The sequence below is a fragment of the Streptomyces marinisediminis genome (assembly GCF_026262575.1).
GTDB classification, from domain to species: domain Bacteria; phylum Actinomycetota; class Actinomycetes; order Streptomycetales; family Streptomycetaceae; genus Streptomyces; species Streptomyces marinisediminis.
Genome location: NZ_JAPKFL010000021.1, coordinates 77,520 through 94,398, shown reverse-complemented (window position 1 = coordinate 94,398; position 16,879 = coordinate 77,520). Strand labels below are relative to the sequence as shown.

The 16,879-nt window shown below is 76.0% G+C and carries 17 protein-coding genes; 11 read left to right on the top strand and 6 right to left on the bottom strand.

The features are described from left to right. Positions 1-47 precede the first annotated feature (47 nt). The 4 genes from OSB71_RS17850 (at position 48) to OSB71_RS17835 (ending at position 4,665) form a co-directional block, all read left to right on the top strand. Positions 48-992 carry a DUF8189 domain-containing protein gene (locus tag OSB71_RS17850; RefSeq protein WP_265949210.1) on the top strand — a complete coding sequence of 315 codons (945 nt, stop codon included), beginning with the start codon at positions 48-50 and terminating at the stop codon, positions 990-992. Positions 993-1,101: 109 nt separating this feature from the next. Next, positions 1,102-1,953 carry a hypothetical protein gene (locus OSB71_RS17845; RefSeq protein WP_265949208.1) on the top strand — a complete coding sequence of 284 codons (852 nt, stop codon included), beginning with the start codon at positions 1,102-1,104 and terminating at the stop codon, positions 1,951-1,953. Between the two features lie 468 nt (positions 1,954-2,421). Beyond that, positions 2,422-3,228, top strand: coding sequence for a DUF6227 family protein (locus OSB71_RS17840; protein ID WP_265949206.1), 807 nt, complete (start codon positions 2,422-2,424; stop codon positions 3,226-3,228). A gap of 117 nt (positions 3,229-3,345) precedes the next feature. Beyond that, the gene (locus OSB71_RS17835; RefSeq protein WP_265949205.1) at positions 3,346-4,665 is read left to right on the top strand and encodes a transglycosylase family protein; all 1,320 of its coding nucleotides are present in this window, start codon (positions 3,346-3,348) and stop codon (positions 4,663-4,665) included. Between the two features lie 24 nt (positions 4,666-4,689). On the opposite strand, the gene OSB71_RS17830 is transcribed toward OSB71_RS17835, so the two are convergent. Further along, entirely contained in the window at positions 4,690-5,136 is a 447-nt protein-coding gene (locus tag OSB71_RS17830; RefSeq protein WP_265949203.1) for a hypothetical protein, read from the bottom strand. 197 nt (positions 5,137-5,333) lie between these two features. On the opposite strand from OSB71_RS17830, the gene OSB71_RS17825 reads away from it, so the two are divergent. Next, positions 5,334-6,533 (top strand): zinc-dependent alcohol dehydrogenase, encoded by a 1,200-nt coding sequence (locus OSB71_RS17825; RefSeq protein WP_265949202.1) that lies wholly within the window; start codon positions 5,334-5,336, stop codon positions 6,531-6,533. A 175-nt stretch (positions 6,534-6,708) separates the two neighbouring features. Here OSB71_RS17825 and OSB71_RS17820 read toward each other — a convergent pair whose 3' ends face one another. From OSB71_RS17820 to OSB71_RS17810, 3 genes are all read right to left on the bottom strand, one after another. Further along, the gene (locus OSB71_RS17820) at positions 6,709-7,155 is read right to left on the bottom strand and encodes an SRPBCC family protein (protein WP_265949200.1); all 447 of its coding nucleotides are present in this window, start codon (positions 7,153-7,155) and stop codon (positions 6,709-6,711) included. Between the two features lie 68 nt (positions 7,156-7,223). Further along, positions 7,224-8,390: an anhydro-N-acetylmuramic acid kinase gene (locus OSB71_RS17815; protein ID WP_265949199.1), complete on the bottom strand. Its 1,167-nt coding sequence runs from the start codon at positions 8,388-8,390 to the stop codon at positions 7,224-7,226. A 32-nt stretch (positions 8,391-8,422) separates the two neighbouring features. Continuing rightward, the gene (locus OSB71_RS17810) at positions 8,423-8,764 is read right to left on the bottom strand and encodes a hypothetical protein (protein WP_265949197.1); all 342 of its coding nucleotides are present in this window, start codon (positions 8,762-8,764) and stop codon (positions 8,423-8,425) included. A gap of 346 nt (positions 8,765-9,110) precedes the next feature. Here OSB71_RS17810 and OSB71_RS17805 point away from each other — a divergent pair, with 346 nt between their 5' ends. After that, positions 9,111-10,205 carry an NAD-dependent epimerase/dehydratase family protein gene (locus OSB71_RS17805; RefSeq protein WP_265949195.1) on the top strand — a complete coding sequence of 365 codons (1,095 nt, stop codon included), beginning with the start codon at positions 9,111-9,113 and terminating at the stop codon, positions 10,203-10,205. 62 nt (positions 10,206-10,267) lie between these two features. On the opposite strand, the gene OSB71_RS17800 is transcribed toward OSB71_RS17805, so the two are convergent. Both OSB71_RS17800 and OSB71_RS17795 read right to left on the bottom strand, forming a co-directional pair. After that, the gene (locus tag OSB71_RS17800) at positions 10,268-11,191 is read right to left on the bottom strand and encodes a polysaccharide pyruvyl transferase family protein (RefSeq protein WP_265949193.1); all 924 of its coding nucleotides are present in this window, start codon (positions 11,189-11,191) and stop codon (positions 10,268-10,270) included. Positions 11,192-11,205: 14 nt separating this feature from the next. Continuing rightward, a complete protein-coding gene (locus OSB71_RS17795) occupies positions 11,206-11,463 on the bottom strand; it encodes a DUF6480 family protein (protein WP_265949192.1) in 258 nt (85 codons plus the stop codon). 82 nt (positions 11,464-11,545) lie between these two features. On the opposite strand from OSB71_RS17795, the gene OSB71_RS17790 reads away from it, so the two are divergent. The 5 genes from OSB71_RS17790 (at position 11,546) to OSB71_RS17770 (ending at position 16,879) form a co-directional block, all read left to right on the top strand. Further along, the gene (locus OSB71_RS17790) at positions 11,546-12,532 is read left to right on the top strand and encodes a UDP-glucuronic acid decarboxylase family protein (RefSeq protein WP_265949190.1); all 987 of its coding nucleotides are present in this window, start codon (positions 11,546-11,548) and stop codon (positions 12,530-12,532) included. A 126-nt stretch (positions 12,533-12,658) separates the two neighbouring features. After that, entirely contained in the window at positions 12,659-14,296 is a 1,638-nt protein-coding gene (locus OSB71_RS17785) for a carbamoyltransferase family protein (protein ID WP_265949189.1), read from the top strand. Beyond that, the gene (locus OSB71_RS17780; protein WP_265949187.1) at positions 14,293-15,330 is read left to right on the top strand and encodes a glycosyltransferase family 2 protein; all 1,038 of its coding nucleotides are present in this window, start codon (positions 14,293-14,295) and stop codon (positions 15,328-15,330) included. Before OSB71_RS17785 ends, OSB71_RS17780 begins: the two co-directional genes overlap by 4 nt. Continuing rightward, the gene (locus OSB71_RS17775; RefSeq protein WP_265949185.1) at positions 15,327-15,863 is read left to right on the top strand and encodes a D-glycero-alpha-D-manno-heptose-1,7-bisphosphate 7-phosphatase; all 537 of its coding nucleotides are present in this window, start codon (positions 15,327-15,329) and stop codon (positions 15,861-15,863) included. Before OSB71_RS17780 ends, OSB71_RS17775 begins: the two co-directional genes overlap by 4 nt. After that, positions 15,860-16,879, top strand: coding sequence for a glycosyltransferase family 9 protein (locus OSB71_RS17770; protein WP_265949183.1), 1,020 nt, complete (start codon positions 15,860-15,862; stop codon positions 16,877-16,879). Before OSB71_RS17775 ends, OSB71_RS17770 begins: the two co-directional genes overlap by 4 nt.

Genomic DNA, 16,879 nt, shown 5'->3' with positions numbered 1-16,879 from the left:
GGCCGTACCGGAGCTCGACGGAGGAACGGAAGACAAGGAAGCGACGCATGGGGCAGTGGACCGACTGGCAGAGGCTGGACGGAGTGCCGGAGGTGCAGTCCGCACCGGCACTCGCCGCGGCCAACAGGAACCACATGCTGTGCATGGTGCGCAGCAGCGACAACACACCGTTCTGGTGCGCCTGGACGTCCCGCGGCGGCTGGGACGTGCGCTGGACCCGCTCCCTCGGGGGCACCTTGCAGTTCGCCCCAGCGATCACCGCGTACGGCGCGGACCGCTACCTGGCCTTCCACACCGGCAGCAGGCAGACCCTCTACCGCCGCGCCTGGGACGCGTCCGCCGGCTGGGAGAGGTCCTGGCGCGCCCTGCGGACGGACCTGGCGTGGGGCGCACCCGCCGTCGCCTCCCGAGGCGGCAGGGGCAGCGCCGTCCCGCAGCCCGTCGACGTGGTGGTGCGCAACTCCGCCAACAGGCTCGGGCACCTGCACTGGGACGGCTCGCAGTGGGGCGACGTGCGCTACCTTCCGCCGACGGTCGCCGGCCAGCCGGCCCTGGCCTCGTGGGGAAGCGGGCGGCTCGACCTCTTCGCCCGGACCGCCCGCGAGAACGGGCTGCTGCACCTGAGCCACCTCAACGGAAGCTGGGAGCGCACTGGGCGGGACCTCACCGCCGGCGAGAGCCTGACCGCCGGTCCGGCCGCCGCCGCCTGGGGCCAGGGCCGCCTCGACGTCTTCGCCAGGGGCGGCGAGTACCAGGTCATCCACCGGTACTTCGACGGCGCCGCGTGGTCGGACTGGGGCGACCTCGGCGGGGCCGACGAGGGCACCGCGGACAACGTCGCCGTGACCTCCCGCGCCCCGGGCAACCTCGAACTGGTGATGCGGGGGCGCGACAACCGGCTGTGGTGGCGCACCTACACCGCCGACTCCGACGAGATCGGTGGAGGCGGGGGCGAAGCCGCCGATGTCACCGACTCCGGCACCCCGGGCTGACGACGCGACGCCCGCCGTCCGGGGCCACCGGACCGGCGCACGCCCGGTCCCGCCCCTCCCGCACCAGACGCACCGGCACACCGAGAAGCACCGGCAGAAGGAGCCACACGTGAACGACCCGACCGCCCCCGCCCCGGAGCAGCAGCCCCGGACGCCCCGCACCCGTCGCGCCCGGCGAGGCGCCGCCGCTGCGGCCGCGCTGGCCGTCTCGGCGGCCGCCCTGGCCACGATGCTCCCGGCGGTGGCCGCCGACCACCGCGCCGCCGCCGACCCCGCCGCCGAGCCGGGGGCCGCCCAGGAGGACGCCCGGGAGCTGGTGCGCAACCGCTGGTTCGAGCGGCACACCACCACCGAGTGGAGCAAGAACTTCAGCATCTACCTCGTCGACTTCCACCCCGACCGCAGGACGAGCCTCACCTCCTGGCGGACGGGTGTGAAGGAGGGCGCCCCGGCCCACCCGGTGACTCTGTACCGGCAGGCCAGGGACCCGCGCTACGGAGACATCCCGATGCCGCAGGGCGCCCCCTACAGCGCCAAGATCGTTGATCTCAACGGGTTCGGCGCGCAGGGCTACGTGGAACAGGACGTGCCCACGCAGAAGGGGCAGCGCTACACCCTCACCTACTGGCTCGGCTACGACGTCTACAGCGGCACGGGGGTGGCGACCATGGCCGCGCAGGCCAGCGCGATCGACCGCGGGAGCGGTGACACCCTCCACGCCAAGACCACGAAGATCTACAACAGCGGCAAGCTGGGCAACGGGCAGAACAACAACCCAGGGTGGAAGCAGGCGTCGCTCACCTTCACGGCCGACTCCGGGACGACCACCATCCGCATCCAGGACCAGACCGGCCCGGTACAGAGCAAGCCGACCGGGCACGTCGGCACGACCGGCGCCAACATCACCGGCGTCTCGGTCCGCGCCGGTTCGAACGGGCCCTCACCCACGCCGACGCCGTGAATCCCCGTCGGCCGCCGACACCGTGCGGCGGCCGACGGAGGCATGGGAGGGGACGGCCGCCGCGCGGTGCGCCGCCCGGCCGGTGCGCCGGCGCCGGGCGGCCCGCGCGGCGGCCGCGGGCCGCTCCCGCCGCGCGGCGCTCCGCCCCCGGTGAACGGGCGGGCGACGGCGCGGCGTCGGGAGGGGTGGAGGGGGTGGAAGGGGCAGAGGGGCGAGGAGGGGCGGCGGAGACCGGCGGACCGAGGCCGGATCTGGAGCGCGGTCCGGTGTCCGCCGGAGGGAAAAAGGGAATACGGAACGTAACCGCCCATGCTCACCGGCGCGCCGTCGACACGTGTTGTGCTCACATCAGCCACGGGAACCGCACAAGTCGGCCAATCTGCACACCGAGTGACACGGCGCCGCTACTTTGGGTATTCACTGGAGAGGGAACGCTCTCTCCACCCCAACGCCCTCAGGAGGCCCCACATGAACGAGCTGGCGCGGTGCGCGGGCGGGCCGACGCCGGGAGACCACCTGGCGCAGCTCCTCGCCCGTGCCCGCAACTCCTTCGACATCAGCGACGCGTTGGCGGCCCGGCTGGCCGGGGCCGTGCGCTGCGACGTGCAGCTCCGCTCCTGGCGGCAGCACCGCAACCCCCTGCCGGCGCTGCGCTGTTCGACCTACCAGTACACGTTCACCTGCGCCGACCACACCGTCCTGGTGCTGTGGGAGCTACGGCACGACACCGACGGGGACAGCCAGGTCACCTTCGAGGTCTACCCGGACTTCGCCGCGCTCCAGGAGGCGGAGAGCCGCGTCCACCAGCGCATGGCGGGCCGGATACCGGACGTGCTGGAGGCGGTGGCCGGCGAGGGCGCGCAGGAGCCCACCCCCGCGCTGCTGGCCGAACTGGGCGCCCCCGCGGCCGGGTCGGGGCACCACGGCTTCCCCGAGCGGGACTCGGCCGACCACGCCAGGCGGCTGCTGCGACGCGCGGGTAACACCGACCACCCCGGGGACGACGCCCTGCGGCTGCTGTCCACGGCGGTGCGGCACGACATCAGCCGGGTCGCGCAGCCCTTCGGCCCCGCCGGTCCGAACGCCTTCTGCTCGGTGTACGAGCACGCGTTCCTCCTCGACGACGGCCGCGAGGTCAGCCTCTTCGAGCTGGAGCACGACTTCACCGAGGACGGCCGCCTCGTCTGCGAGGTCTACGCGGACGCGGCCGGCGCGGCCCGGGCGGCGGAGCGGCACGTGACGGCCCACGGCGCCGGTACGAAGGCCGGTGAATAAGCCGGAACCGGTTGCCGGGGCCACCTACCTCCCTCTACGTTTGACGCGCTCGTCAACTTCCGTAGGTGAAGAACCTTGTTGGTGCGCGTGCGACGCGCAGGTGTGGGGGAGGAACCCATGGCCGCCCGTGGACGTCACCGCCGTTACCGGCCCAGCCGCGCCTCCCGCGCCTCGCTGACGGTCACCGCCTCCGGCGCGGGGATCGCCCTGCCGCTGATCGGCGTCAGCCACGCCCAGGCGGCCCCGGTGGAGACCTGGGAGAAGGTGGCCGCCTGCGAGAGCGGCAACCGCTGGCACGTCAACACGGGCAACGGGTACTTCGGGGGGCTGCAGTTCAAGCAGTCCACGTGGGACGCCTACGGCGGCCGGGCCTACGCGGTGCGGGCCGACCAGGCGTCGCGGGCGGAGCAGATAGCCGTGGCCGAGAAGGTGCTCGCCGGGCAGGGCCCGGGCGCCTGGCCCCAGTGCGGGCCGGGCGCCGGGCTGGCACGGGACGCGGCCGCACCGCGGGCGGCGCGCACCCAGGCCCGGCCCGCCGCCGCACCCCCCGCGGCGCCGGCCGTCCCCCGCCAGCGGCCCGCCGCGGAGGGCGAGCCCGACGGCCAGGAGCACCAGCGCGGCAGCCGGACGCACCGGGTCGAGCAGGGGGACAGCCTCTCCGCGATCGCCGACAGCCACCGCGTCCCCGGCGGCTGGCCCTCGCTGTACGAGCGCAACCGCTCCACCATCGGCGACGACCCCCACCTGATCCTCCCCGGCCAGCGGCTGCACCTGACCGCCACCGGGCCGAAGGGGCCCGCCCCGAAGCAGTCGGCGCCCAAGCCGTCGGCACCCCCGTCCGCGAAGCCCGCACCGCCCGAGCAGCAGCCCGAGGACGACCCGCCCAAGCCGCCGCGCCCCGAACCGCGCAAGGCCGAGGCCGCCCCGCCCCAGGCCGAGCCGGAGCAGCAGGAGCGGCAGAAGCCGGCCGGGGCCGGGCAGCGCGAGGAGCGCTCCACCACCGACCGGGCCGAGCGGCGTCCGGCCGCTCCGGCCTTCTCCTCCCCTGTTCCGGGGGCCGCGCCGGGTACCGCCTACCGGGCGAGCGGCGCCTCGTGGTCCTCCGGCTACCACACCGGCGTGGACTTCCCGCTGGCCACCGGCACCTCGGTCAAGGCGGTCACCCGCGCCACCGTGGTCTCGGCGGGCTGGGCGGGCGCGTACGGGTACCAGGTGGTGCTCAAACACCACGACGGCCGCTACAGCCAGTACGCCCACCTCTCCGCGATCTCCGTCCGGCCGGGCCAGCAGGTGGGCGCGGGGACGACGCTCGGCCGCTCGGGGAACACCGGCAACTCCTCCGGGCCGCACCTGCACTTCGAGGTCCGCACCGGCCCGGGGTACGGGACCGACATCAACCCGCTGGCCTACCTGCGGGAGCACGGCGTCACCGTGTGACCCCGCGGGCCGCGCGGCGGCCCGCTAGGGCTGCTGCCCGCCGGGGTTCTCCTCCGGGTCCGGCGGGGGTGCGTCGGCCTCGCCGACGTCCTCCACGTGCAGGGCGCGCTCCTCGGCGGGCAGCCCGTGGGCCGGGGACTCCTGTCCGACGATGTGGTCGCCGGCCGGTGTGCCGGGCAGCCGCTCGTCGCTGATCTGCCCCGCCCCGGGGTCCTCGGGTCCGGCGGCGGCGTCCGCCTCGCCCACGTCCGGCTCCTCCTGCGCGAGCCGGTAGTCCAGCGGCTCGCCCTCGCGCTGTTCGTTGAACGTGGTGCCGAAGTCCTCGGCGGCCACCGGGCGCTCGCCGGGCACCGGCATGCGCTGCGGGTCCTCCGCCCGCTCCGACTCCGGCGACCCGTCCTGCAGGTCGGGGATGCCCTCGTCCTCCGGGTTCCTGCCGGGGTCGTTGCTCTCCGGGTTCGGTTCCGTCATCACCGGCCTCCCTCAGTGCGCGATCACGGTACGCCGCCGCTCGCGTACCCCTGACCAGCAGCGGATAACCCCACCGCCACCCGGGCGCGCCGTGTGCGCCGCGCCCCGTCCGGCCCCGGCCCCGGCGCCGGGCGCCACGCGTGACCGTCCGGCAGCCGGGTACCCGGGGCGCTCACGTAACGACGGAGGTGGTAGGGATGAAGGCCCTCGTGTGGCACGGCAAGCGCGACGTGCGGGTGGAGCGGGTGCCCGACCCGCGGATCGTGAAGCCGACGGACGCGATCGTGCGCGTCACGTCCACCGGGCTGTGCGGCTCCGACCTGCACTTGTACGAGGTGCTGGGGCCGATGATGAACGAGGGAGACATCCTCGGCCACGAGCCGATGGGGATCGTCGAGGAGGTCGGCAACGACGTCGGCGACCTCTCCCCCGGCGACCGGGTGGTGATCCCGTTCAACATCTCCTGCGGGCACTGCTGGATGTGCGACCAGGGGTTGCAGACCCAGTGCGAGACGACGCAGGTCAAGGAGCAGGACATGGGCGCCGCCCTGTTCGGCTACACCAACCTCTACGGGGCGGTGCCCGGCGGGCAGGCGGAGTACCTGCGGGTGCCGCAGGCCCAGTACGGCCCGGTCAAGGTGCCCGAGGGCCCGCCCGACGACCGCTACCTGTTCCTGTCCGACGTGCTGCCCACGGCCTGGCAGGCGGTGGCCTACGCGGACGTGCCCGAGGGGGGCACCCTGGCCGTCCTCGGACTGGGCCCGATCGGCGACATGAGCTGCCGCGTCGCCGCCCACCAGGGCGCGGGCAAGGTGATCGGCGTCGACCGGGTGCCCGAGCGGCTGGAGCGCGCCCGCGCCCGGGGCGTGGAGACCGTGGACCTCAACGCCTACGACAGTCCGGCCGAGGCGGCCGACGCCATCCGCGAGATGACCGGCGGACGCGGCCCGGACGCCGTCGTCGACGCGGTGGGCATGGAGGCGCACGGCGGTGTGGGCAACACCGCCGCCAAGTCGCTGCAGGACCTGACCGGCCTGCTGCCGCAGAAGTGGGCGAGCCGGATGATGCGCAAGACGGGCGTGGACCGGCTGGCGGCGTTCTACTTCGCCACCGACGTCGTCCGGCGCGGCGGCACCATCTCGCTCTCCGGCGTCTACGGCGGCATGAGCGACCCGCTGCCGATGCTGAAGCTGTTCGACAAGCAGGTGCAGCTCCGCATGGGCCAGGCGAACGTCAAGCGCTGGATTCCGGAGGTCCTGCCGCTGCTCCAGGACGGCGATCCGCTGGGCGTGGACGACTTCGCCACCCACCACGTCCCGCTGGACCAGGGCGCGGAGGCGTACGAGATGTTCCAGAAGAAGCGGGACGGCGCGGTGAAGGTCGTCTTCCAGCCGTAGCCGGGTCCGTAGCCAGGCCCGGCGGGGGGACGCGCCACGCGGCGCGGCCCCCGCACGCGCGAGGACGCCCCGGAGCACGCGCGACGGTGGCCCGGGACGCGTGGGGTACGCGTCCCGGGCCACCGTCGTGCGCGGGGGCGCCCACCGGGTCTGCCCGGTGGGCGCGGGGCGCCGGTCAGACCTGGCCGCGCCAGGAGCCGGTCTCCGCGCCGCGGCTCTCGATGTACTTCTGGAACCGCTCCAGGTCGCCCTTGGCCTTGCGCTTGACGAAGCCGAGCGCGTCCCCCACCGCCTCGGTGAAGTAGTCCGGGGCGTACTCCATCTGGAGCATCACCTTCGAGCGGCCGTCGTCCAGGTGGTGGAAGGTGACCACGCCGGCCTGCTTGGGCCCGTTGCGGCTGGTCCAGGCGATCCGCTCGTCGGGGATCTGCTCGGTGATGTCCGCGTCGAACTCCCGCTCCGTACCGGCGATCTTCGTCACCCAGTGGGTGGAGGTGTCGGTCACCTGGTCGACCCGCTCGACACCTTCCATGAAGTGCGGGAAGTCCTCGAACTGCGTCCACTGGTTGTAGGCCGTGGACACGGGGACGTCGACCTCGATGGATTCCTCGATGTGCGACATGGCACCTCCTGGTCGCTGGTGTTGTGTGGCACGGCCTGCCGCGTACCCTGCCGCTCCGCCTTCACGCCTCACTCCGGCACGACCCGCAGCCGGCGCGGCGGGCCGGCCGGCGGCGGGGGCAGGCGCAGCGGGGTGGCGCCCGGGGTGAAGGAGCCGAGCAGGGCGGGGCGGCGCGCTCCGGTCGCGGACGGGACGTTGCCGGGCAGCCCGTGCGCCGACAGGAACCCCAGCAGGGCGAAGAGGTACGCCTCCTTGGCCCGCGGCGGCACCCCGAGCACCGCGCTGTCGGCGACGGCGACGGGCGCCGCCAGCGCGCGGACGCGGCCCATGAGCACCGGGTTGCGCGCTCCGCCGCCGGAGACGGCGAGCCGGGTCACCCGGTGGTCGTGGCAGGCGTCGGCGACCAGGCGGGCGGTCAGTTCGGTGACCGTGGCCACCACGTCGTCGGGAGCCGGGGCGGGCGTGGGCAGGCGCTCGGCGAGGTAGCCGGAGTGGAAGCGCTCCTTGCCGGTGGACTTCGGCGGGGGCAGGCGGTAGTAGGGTTCGTCCAGCAGGCGGCCGAGCAGGCCGGGGTGCACGCGTCCGCGCGCGGCCCGGGCGCCGTCGGTGTCCATGCGGGCGGTGCCGCCGCTGGCGCGGTGGGCCGCGGCGTCGATGAGTGCGCAGGCGGGGCCGAGGTCGTAGGCGGTGACGCCGTGCGGGGTGCGGACGGTGAGGTTGGCGATGCCGCCGAGGTTGAGCGCGGCGTGCCCCGGGCCGGGCAGCAGCAGGGCGTCCAGCGTCGCCGCGAGCGGGGCGCCCTGGCCGCCGCAGGCCAGGTCCCGGCTGCGCAGGTCGGAGAGCACGGGCAGGCCGGTGGCCTCCGCGATCCAGGCGGCGCCGCCCAGTTGCAGCGTGCCCAGGGCGTGGGGGCCGTCCGTCCAGTGGTAGCAGGTCTGCCCGTGCGAGACGACGAGGTCGGCGGCGCCGTCCGCGAGTTCGGCCACCGCACGGGCGGCGACCGCGCCGAAGTGCCGGCCGAGTTCGGCGTCCAGGCGGCACACCCGCGCCCACGTCGGGTCGGCCGGGGGCAGGCAGTCCGCCAGCAGGGCCCGGAGTCCGGCGGGGAACGCCACGCTGAGCAGGCCGCCGCAGCGCAGTTCGAGCACCCCGTCGTCGGCCGGGTGCGTGATCCGGGCGAACGCGGCGTCGACCGCGTCGCAGGAGGTGCCGCTGAGCATGCCGATGACCCGCATGCGGCGATTGTGCGGCGGGCCGGAGCCCGGGCTTAGGAACCGGCGCGCCGCCGGGCGCGTCGCCGCGCGCGGTACAGGCGGCGCTGGACGATCAGCAGGTCGGCGAGGGCGAACACCGCGAGGAAGGTGGAGATCAGCGCGAGCACGCGCAGCGAGGAGTCGGTCGGCACGTCGGTGGGGTCCGCGGCCGCGGACCAGGCCCAGAACAGCACCGCCCCCGCGATGAACAGCGGGGTGAACAGCAGGCCGAGGAGCCAGCGCAGCCGCAACGCGCTGCGGGCGCGTGCCGGTTCCGTCCCGGTGCGCGGGGAGACGCGGCCGAGCAGCCCCTCGCGCTCGGCTTCCGGGTCACGTCCGGGTTCACGATCCTGCATGGCGGGCGGGGTACCCCCGCTCCCCCGGGCGGAAACGCCGGAGCGCGGGGGCGGGACGCGGGGACGGCGGCCGCGGCGGGGCCGTCGCGGCGACGGGCGCGGACGGCGGACGGGGCGCACGGCGGCGGGCGCGGACAGGACGCGGACGGGGCGTGGACGGGACGCGGACGGGGCGTGTCCAGGACGCGGACGGGACGCGGACGGGACCGGGCGCGCTGGGGCCCGCGCCGTTTCCGGCCCGCGCCGCCGGGTACCCACGCCGCCTGGACCATCAGTGCCCGCGGCGCGGTGGACACCGCCCCGTGACCACCGCGGCACGGCGGGCACGGGGCGGAAGGGGACCGGTGTGACGGACACGGACGGACTGCGGGTCGTGGTGACCGGCGCGAGCGGCAACGTGGGCACCAGCGTGCTGGCCGCGCTCGCCGCCGAGCCCGGCGTGGCCTCGGTGCTGGGGCTGGCGCGCCGCGTGCCGGAGTGGGCGCCGAGCAAGGTCGAGTGGGCGAGCGTCGACCTCGGCGCGGGCGCGGACGCCGCCCCGGAGGCCGAGCTGACCGGGCTGCTCCAGGGCGCCGACGTCGTCGTGCACCTCGCCTGGCTCATCCAGCCCACCCACTCCCCCCGCATCACCTGGCGCACCAACGTCCTGGGCACCGCCCGCGTGCTGCGCGCGATGGCCGCGACCGGGGTGCCGGCGCTGGTGTACGCCTCCTCGGTGGGCGCCTACTCGCCGTGGCCGGACCCCGCGAAGTCCACGCGGGCCGACGAGTCCTGGCCCACGCACGGCTGGCCGGAGGCGTCCTACACCCGGGAGAAGGCCTACGTCGAGCGCATGCTCGACTCCTTCGAGCGCGAGCACCCCGGCATCCGCGTGGCGCGCATGCGCCCCGCGTTCATGTTCAAGGAGTCCTCGGCGATGGAGCAACGGCGCCTGTTCATGGGCCCGTTCCTGCCGCACCGCCTGGTGCGCCCCGGGGTGGTGCCCGTGCTGCCCGACGTGCCGGGCCTGCGCTTCCAGGTGCTGCACACCGACGACGCGGCCGACGCGTTCGCCCGTGCGGTCGTCCGCCCGGTGTCCGGCGCGTTCAACCTGGCCGCCGAACCGCCCATCGACGCCGGGGTGCTGGGCGGGCTGCTGGGGGCCCGCACCGTGCGGATGCCCCGCGCCGCGCTGCGTGGTGCGCTCGCGGCGGCCTGGCGGCTGCGCGCGGTGCCGGCGTCGCCGCACCTCTTCGACGCCTTCGTGCGCCTGCCGCTCATGGACACCGGTCGCGCGCACCGCGAGCTGGGGTGGGCGCCGCGGCGCTCGGGTCCGCAGACGCTGGCCGAGTTCCTGTCCGCCCTGCGGACGGGCTCCGGCATGGCCACCCCGCCGCTGCGTCCGCGCCTGCCCGGCGGCCGGCTCCGCGAGTACGCCACCACGTTCGCGGGCCGCGACTGACGGCGCGGGCTCCGGAGCGGCCGGGGCCGGGGCTGCCGACCCCGGCCCAGGCGCCCCGGTGCTCAGCCTCCGGTGGCCCGCACGGCCGCCGGGGTGGCGGTGAGGGCGTCGGCCAGGACGGTGTCCTCGGCGGCGGCGGTGTCGGCGAACGCCTGCTGTGCGGAGCGCGCGGCGGTGCGCCCGGCGGTCAGGCACCAGCGCCACCACCGGTCCAGCTCGCCGGGGGTCAGCGACTCGGCCGCCAGCACCGCGGGCCACCCGCAGGCCCGGGCCTGGGCGGAGACCTTGGCGCCCCCGGCCACGGGGTCGACGGCGAGCGCGGGCACACCGGCCCGCAGCGCCAGCACCAGCCCGTGCAGGCGGTCGGTGACGACGACGTCCAGGCGGCGCAGCACCGACTCGAACTGCTCGGAGGTCGCGCACAGCCGCCAGTCCCCGGTGGCCAGCCGGGTGTCGAGTTGGACGCGCCCGCAGTCCTGTTCGGCCAGCCACGCCGTGAGCGTCCGGGCCACGGCGTCGTGCCGGCGCCGGGGTCCGTACTCGCCCTGGCCGTGGGTGAGCACCAGTCCGGCGACGGGGGTGGCCGCGGCCTGCGGGGCGGCGACCGACAGGTCAAGGCGGGGGCGGCTGCCCGAGGCGTCGCGGGCCAGCACCCGGTGGAAGCCGCGCACGGCCGGCTCCCCGGGGTCGATGACCGACACCCCGACGGCGATCCGGGTGCAGTGGGCGAACCGCTCGTGCAACGCGGCGACCTGCGGCCCGTGCAGGGGCCCGCAGATGAACAGCAGCCGCCCGTACTCCGCCGGGTCGAGCCCGTCGAAGCCGGGCGAGCCGGTGCGGAAGCCGGGGCTCCACACCGTGTCGTACGGCGTGCCGGAGCAGTCCAGGACACGCTGGACGCGGCGCAGCGCCAGCACGTCACCGGCCGTCACCTCTCCGTGACGGAAACTGAACCAGCCCGTGAGCAGTGTTTTCCGCAGAGTCATCCGGGCACTCCGCCTCACGTCACGAAGAGGCGGGCGACGAAGTAGCCCACGAAGACGAGGACGATGAGCGCGACCACGATCAGCGGGCCCCTGGCCCACCCCTTGGTCGGGTTGTAGGTCTCCTCGGGCCCCGCACCGGAGAGCGAGCTCTCGCCCGGCGGCGTCTCCCCCGGCGGTACGCCCCCGCCCGGTTCCAGGCCGGTCGAGCGCTCCGGCTGGGGGTCGGGTCGGTTCGGGGGCTGAGCGGCGCCCTTGTCGTTCTCGTCAGTCATGTCCGACGAGTGATCCCACCGACCGGAACCTACACATCGGCATCCCGGCCCCGGCGGCCGGGTGAGCGAGAAGGAGAGCTACATGGCGACGGTGCGTGAGCTGCGACGGGCCGTGGTGACCGGCGGTGCCGGCTTCATCGGCTCCCACCTGTGCGAGCGGCTGCTGGACGAGGGCCTGGAGGTGCTCGCCGTGGACAACCTCGTCTCCGGCGACCGGGCCAACCTGGCCGAACTGGAGGGCCGCCCCGGCTTCCGCTTCCTGGAACGCGACGTGTGCGCCGAGGGCTTCGCCGACGCGCTGCCCGGCGGCCCGTTCGGCCTGGTGATGCACCTGGCCTGCCCGGCGTCCCCCGCCGACTACCTGCGGCTGCCGCTGGAGACGCTGGAGACCGGCAGCAGCGGCACCCGCAACGCGCTGGAGCTGGCCCACCGGCACGGCGCCCGCCTGGTGCTGGCCTCGACCTCCGAGGTGTACGGGGACCCGCAGGAGCACCCGCAGCGCGAGACGTACTGGGGTCACGTCAACCCGGTCGGGCCGCGCAGCGTCTACGACGAGGCCAAGCGGTTCGCCGAGGCCCTGGTCACCGCGCACCGGGGGACGCACGGCACCGACGCCGCGATCGTGCGCATCTTCAACACCTACGGGCCGCGCATGCGGCCGGGGGACGGGCGCGCGGTGCCGACGTTCGTGCGGCAGGCGCTGGCCGGCGAGCCGCTGACGGTGGCCGGGGACGGCAGCCAGACGCGGTCGCTGTGCTACGTCGACGACACCGTGGAAGGGCTGCTGGCGCTGGCCGCCTCCGGCCTGCCGGGCCCGGTCAACGTGGGCGGCGACGAGGAGATCACGATCCTGGAGCTGGCGCAGCGCGTCATCGCGCTCACCGGGTCGCGCTCGAAGATCGCGCACATCGAGCTGCCGGGCGACGACCCGGTGCGCCGCAAGCCCGACATCACCCGGGCCCGCGAGCAGTTGGGCTGGGCCCCGCGCACCGGTTGGGCCACGGGCCTGAAGCGCACGGTGAGCTGGTTCGCCGAACTGCCCGAGGCGGTCCGGGCCCCACGTCCGTAGCGGCGTTGACCGGTGCAAACGCGAGAGTCGCTGCGGGGCGTTTGACACCGCTGCTGAGGGTAACCACGTAAGGCCCAACGACCCCGAGCCACCCCACGGGCATCCGCCGAACCGCAGGAGGGACGCATGCGCATCCTGGGCGTCAACGCCGTCTTCCACGATCCGGCCGCCGCGCTGGTCGTCGACGGGAAGACCGTCGCCGCCGCGGAGGAGGAGCGCTTCAGCCGGCGCAAGCACGGCAAGCGCCCGGTCCCGTTCTCCGCCTGGGAGATGCCGGAGCTGTCCGCCGCGTGGTGCCTGAGCCACGCGGGGCTGACTCCCCAGGACCTGGACGCCGTCGCGTTCTCCTACGACCCCGCCCTGGCCCGGCCCGCCGGTGAACTGGGCCTGGACGACCCGTGGGACGCCCTGCGGCAGACCTACGCGCGGGAGGCCCCGGGCTTCTTGGCCGAAGCGCTGCCCGGACTGGACCCGGCCAAGGTGCGGTTCGTGCCGCACCACGTCGCGCACGCGGCCTCCTCCGGGCTCGCCGGGCCGCACCGCGACAGCGCGGTGCTGGTGCTGGACGGGCGCGGCGAGTCCGCCTCGCACCTGTCGGGCCGCTACCGGGACGGGGACCTCGAGGTGCTGACGGCCCAGCGGCTGCCGCACTCGCTCGGCCTGGTCTACGAGGAACTCACGGCCCACCTGGGCTTCCTGCGCTCCAGCGACGAGTACAAGGTGATGGCGCTCGCCTCCTACGGCAAGCCGCGTTTCCTGCCGCAACTGCGCGAGTGGGTGCACGGCACCGAGGACGGCGGCTTCCGGGCGCACGGCGTGGACTGGGCCTCGCTCGCCCCGGCCCGGCCGCCGGGCACCGAGTGGACCGAGGACCACGCCGACCTGGCCGCCAGTGCCCAGGCGTGCCTGGAGGAGACGCTGCTGGAGCTGGTGCGCTGGCTGCACACCCACTCCGGCGGGCGCCACCTGACGCTGGCCGGCGGCGTGGCGCTCAACTGCGTGGCCAACGCCCGCATCGCCGCCGAGGGCCCGTACGAGGACGTGTGGGTGCAGCCGGCCGCCGGGGACGCCGGCACCGCGCTGGGCGCGGCGCTGCACGTCACCGCCGAGGGCGGCACCGCCTGCGCGCCGATGCCGGGCGCCGACCTGGGCCGGGGCTGGACGGACGAGGAGCTGGCCGCCCAACTGGCCGAGGCGGGCGTGCCGTACGAGGTGCCGGGCGACATCGCGGAGGCGGCGGCCGAGGTGTTGGCGAACGACGGCGTCGTGGCCTGGTTCCAGGGGCGCAGCGAGTTCGGGCCCCGCGCGCTGGGGCACCGCTCGCTGCTGGCGCACCCGGGCCGGGCGGAGAACCTGGACCGGCTCAACCGGGTCAAGGGGCGCGAGGAGTTCCGGCCCGTCGCGCCGATGGTGGCCGAGCACCGCGCGGCCGAGCTGTTCCGGGGCCAGCTCCCCAGCCCCTACATGCTCTTCACCCACCAGGTGGCCGAGGAGTGGCGCGCGCGGATCCCGGCCGTCGTCCACGTGGACGGCACCGCCCGCATCCAGACCGTGAGCGCCGCGGACGACCCGCTCACCGCCCGCATGCTGGCCGCGTTCGAGCGCCGCACCGGGCTGCCCACGGTCGTCAACACCAGCCTCAACACGGCGGGGCGTCCGATGGTGGACAGCCCGCGCGACGCGCTGGAGTGCTTCGGGTCCTCGCCGGTGGACCTGCTGGCGATCGGGCCGTTCGCGGTGCGCCGGGCGGCGGTGTTCGGATGAGCGCCGCGAGCGGCCCCGGCGCGGGGCACCGGCCCCACCCGGCGCACGCCGTCGAGTACGCCGTGGTGATCCCGACCGTGGGGCGCCCGTGCCTGGCCGAGTGCCTGCGCGCGCTGGCCGGGTCGGCCGGGCCCGCGCCGATGGAGGTCATACTCGTGGACGACCGCCGCGACCCGTCCGGCGAGCCGCCCGGACTCGACGCCCTCGGACCGCTGCGCGCCCGCACCACGGTGCTGCCCGGCGGGGGCCGCGGACCGGCCGCCGCCCGCAACACCGGCTGGCGCGAGGTGACCGCGGCCTGGACGGTGTTCCTGGACGACGACGTCCAGGTGGGCGGTGACTGGGCCGAGCGCCTCCAGGCCGACCTCGCCGCAGCGGACGAGGACACCGCCGGGGTGCAGGGCGTGCTGGAGGTGCCGCTGCCCGCCGGGCGCCGTCCCACCGACTGGGAGCGCAACACCGCGGGGCTGGCCACGGCCCGGTGGGCCACGGCCGACATGGCCTACCGCACCAAGGTGCTGGCCGCCGTGGAGGGCTTCGACGAGCGCTTCCCGCGCGCCTTCCGCGAGGACGCCGACCTGGCCCTGCGCGTGCTGGACGCCGGGCACCACCTGGCCGTCGGCACCCGCCGCACCCGCCACCCGGTGCGCCCGGCCGACCGCTGGATCTCGGTGCGCGCCCAGCGCGGCAACGCCGACGACGCGCTGATGCGCGCGGTGCACGGCCCCCACTGGTGGCGGCGCGCCGCCGCGCCGCGCGGGCGCATCCGGCGGCACGCGGCCGTGACCGCCGCGGGCGCCGCCGCCCTCGCCCTGGCGCTGGCCGGACGCCGCCGCCCGGCCGCCCTGGCCGCCCTCGGCTGGCTGGCGGGCACCGCCGAGTTCGCCCGGGCCCGGATCGCCCCGGGCCCGCGCACCGGGGACGAGGTCGCCACGATGCTGGTGACCAGCGCGCTGATCCCGCCCCTGGCCGTCGGCCACCGGCTCGCCGGGGAGCTGCGGCACCGCCCGGCGCGACGGGAGGAGGGGCGATGACCGCCGACGCGACCGTGGTGCGCGCGGTCCTCTTCGACCGCGACGGGACGCTGGTGGCCGACGTGCCCGGCAACACCGACTGGCGCCGGGTGGAGCCGATGCCCACCGCCTACGACGCGCTGGACCAGGTGCGCGGCTGCGGGCTGAAGACCGCCGTGGTGACCAACCAGTCCGCCCTCGGGCGCGGGGAGCTGGCGTGGCCGCAACTGCGCCGCATCAACGCCCGCGTCGAGGAGCTGCTGGGGCCGCTGGACACCTGGGTGGTGTGCCCGCACGACCGCGACTTCGGGTGCCGCTGCCGCAAGCCGCGCCCCGGCCTGGTGCTGGAGGCGGCCCGGCGGCTGAAGGTGCGGCCCGCGGAGTGCGCCGTCATCGGCGACATCGGCTCGGACATGGCCGCCGCCCGGGCGGCGGGCGCCGTGTCGGTGCTGGTGCCCACGCCGCAGACGCTGCCCGAGGAGGTGGCCGCCGCGCCGCTGGTGGCCCCCGACCTGCTGAGCGCCGTGCGCACCGTCCTGGGGAGCCCGGCATGAGGGCGCTGGTGACGCGGCTGGACAGCTTCGGCGACGTGCTGCTCGCCGGGCCCGCGGTGCGCGCGGTGGCCGCCCGCGCGGAGCGGGTGACGTTCCTGTGCGGGCCGCGCGGCGAGGCGGCGGCCCGGATGCTGCCCGGCGTGGACGAGGTGCTGGTGTGGGAGGCGCCGTGGGCCGGGCCCGACCCGGTGCCGGTGGAGCCCGACGACGTCGCGGCGATCGTCGCGGAGCTGTCCGCGCGGCGGTGCGACAGCGCGCTGGTGCTGGCGTCGGCGCACCAGAGCCCGCTGCCCACGGCGCTGGTGCTGCGGCTGGCGGGCGTGGCCCGCGTCGCGGCGGACAGCGTGCACTACCCCGGCGGGCTTTTGGACCTGCGCCACCGGCGCGACCCCGAACACCACGAGGCCCGGGCCGCGCTGGCGCTGGCCGAGGCGGCCGGGTTCGCGCTGCCCGCGGGCGACGGCGGGGAGCTGCGCGTGCTGCCGCCCTCCCCGGCCGCCTCGCACACCGCCCGGCGGCTCGCCGGACAGGCGCCCTACGTGGTGGTGCACCCCGGCGCGAGCGCGCCGGCGCGCTGCTGGCAGCCCGGTCGGATGGCCGAGGCCGTCCGCCTGCTGACCGCCGAGGGGCACCGGGTGCTGGTCACCGGCGGCCCGGGCGAGCGGGAGCTGACCGCGGCCGTCGCGGGCGGGCACGGCGTCGACCTGGGCGGCCGCACCGACGCCGCCGAACTGGCCGCCGTGCTGGCCGGCGCGGGCGCGGTCGTGGTGGGCAACACCGGACCCGCGCACCTGGCGGCGGCCGTCGGCACGCCCGTCGTCTCGCTGTTCTCCCCGGTCGTCCCGGCCGGGCGCTGGGGTCCCTACCGGGTGCCGCACGTGCTGCTGGGCGACCAGTCGGCGCCGTGCGCCGGAAGCCGGGCACGACAGTGCCCCGTCCCGGGCCACCCCTGTCTGGGCGAGGTGACGGCCGTCGACGCGGTCGGCGCCGTGGAGAAGCTGCTGAAGGAGGACTGA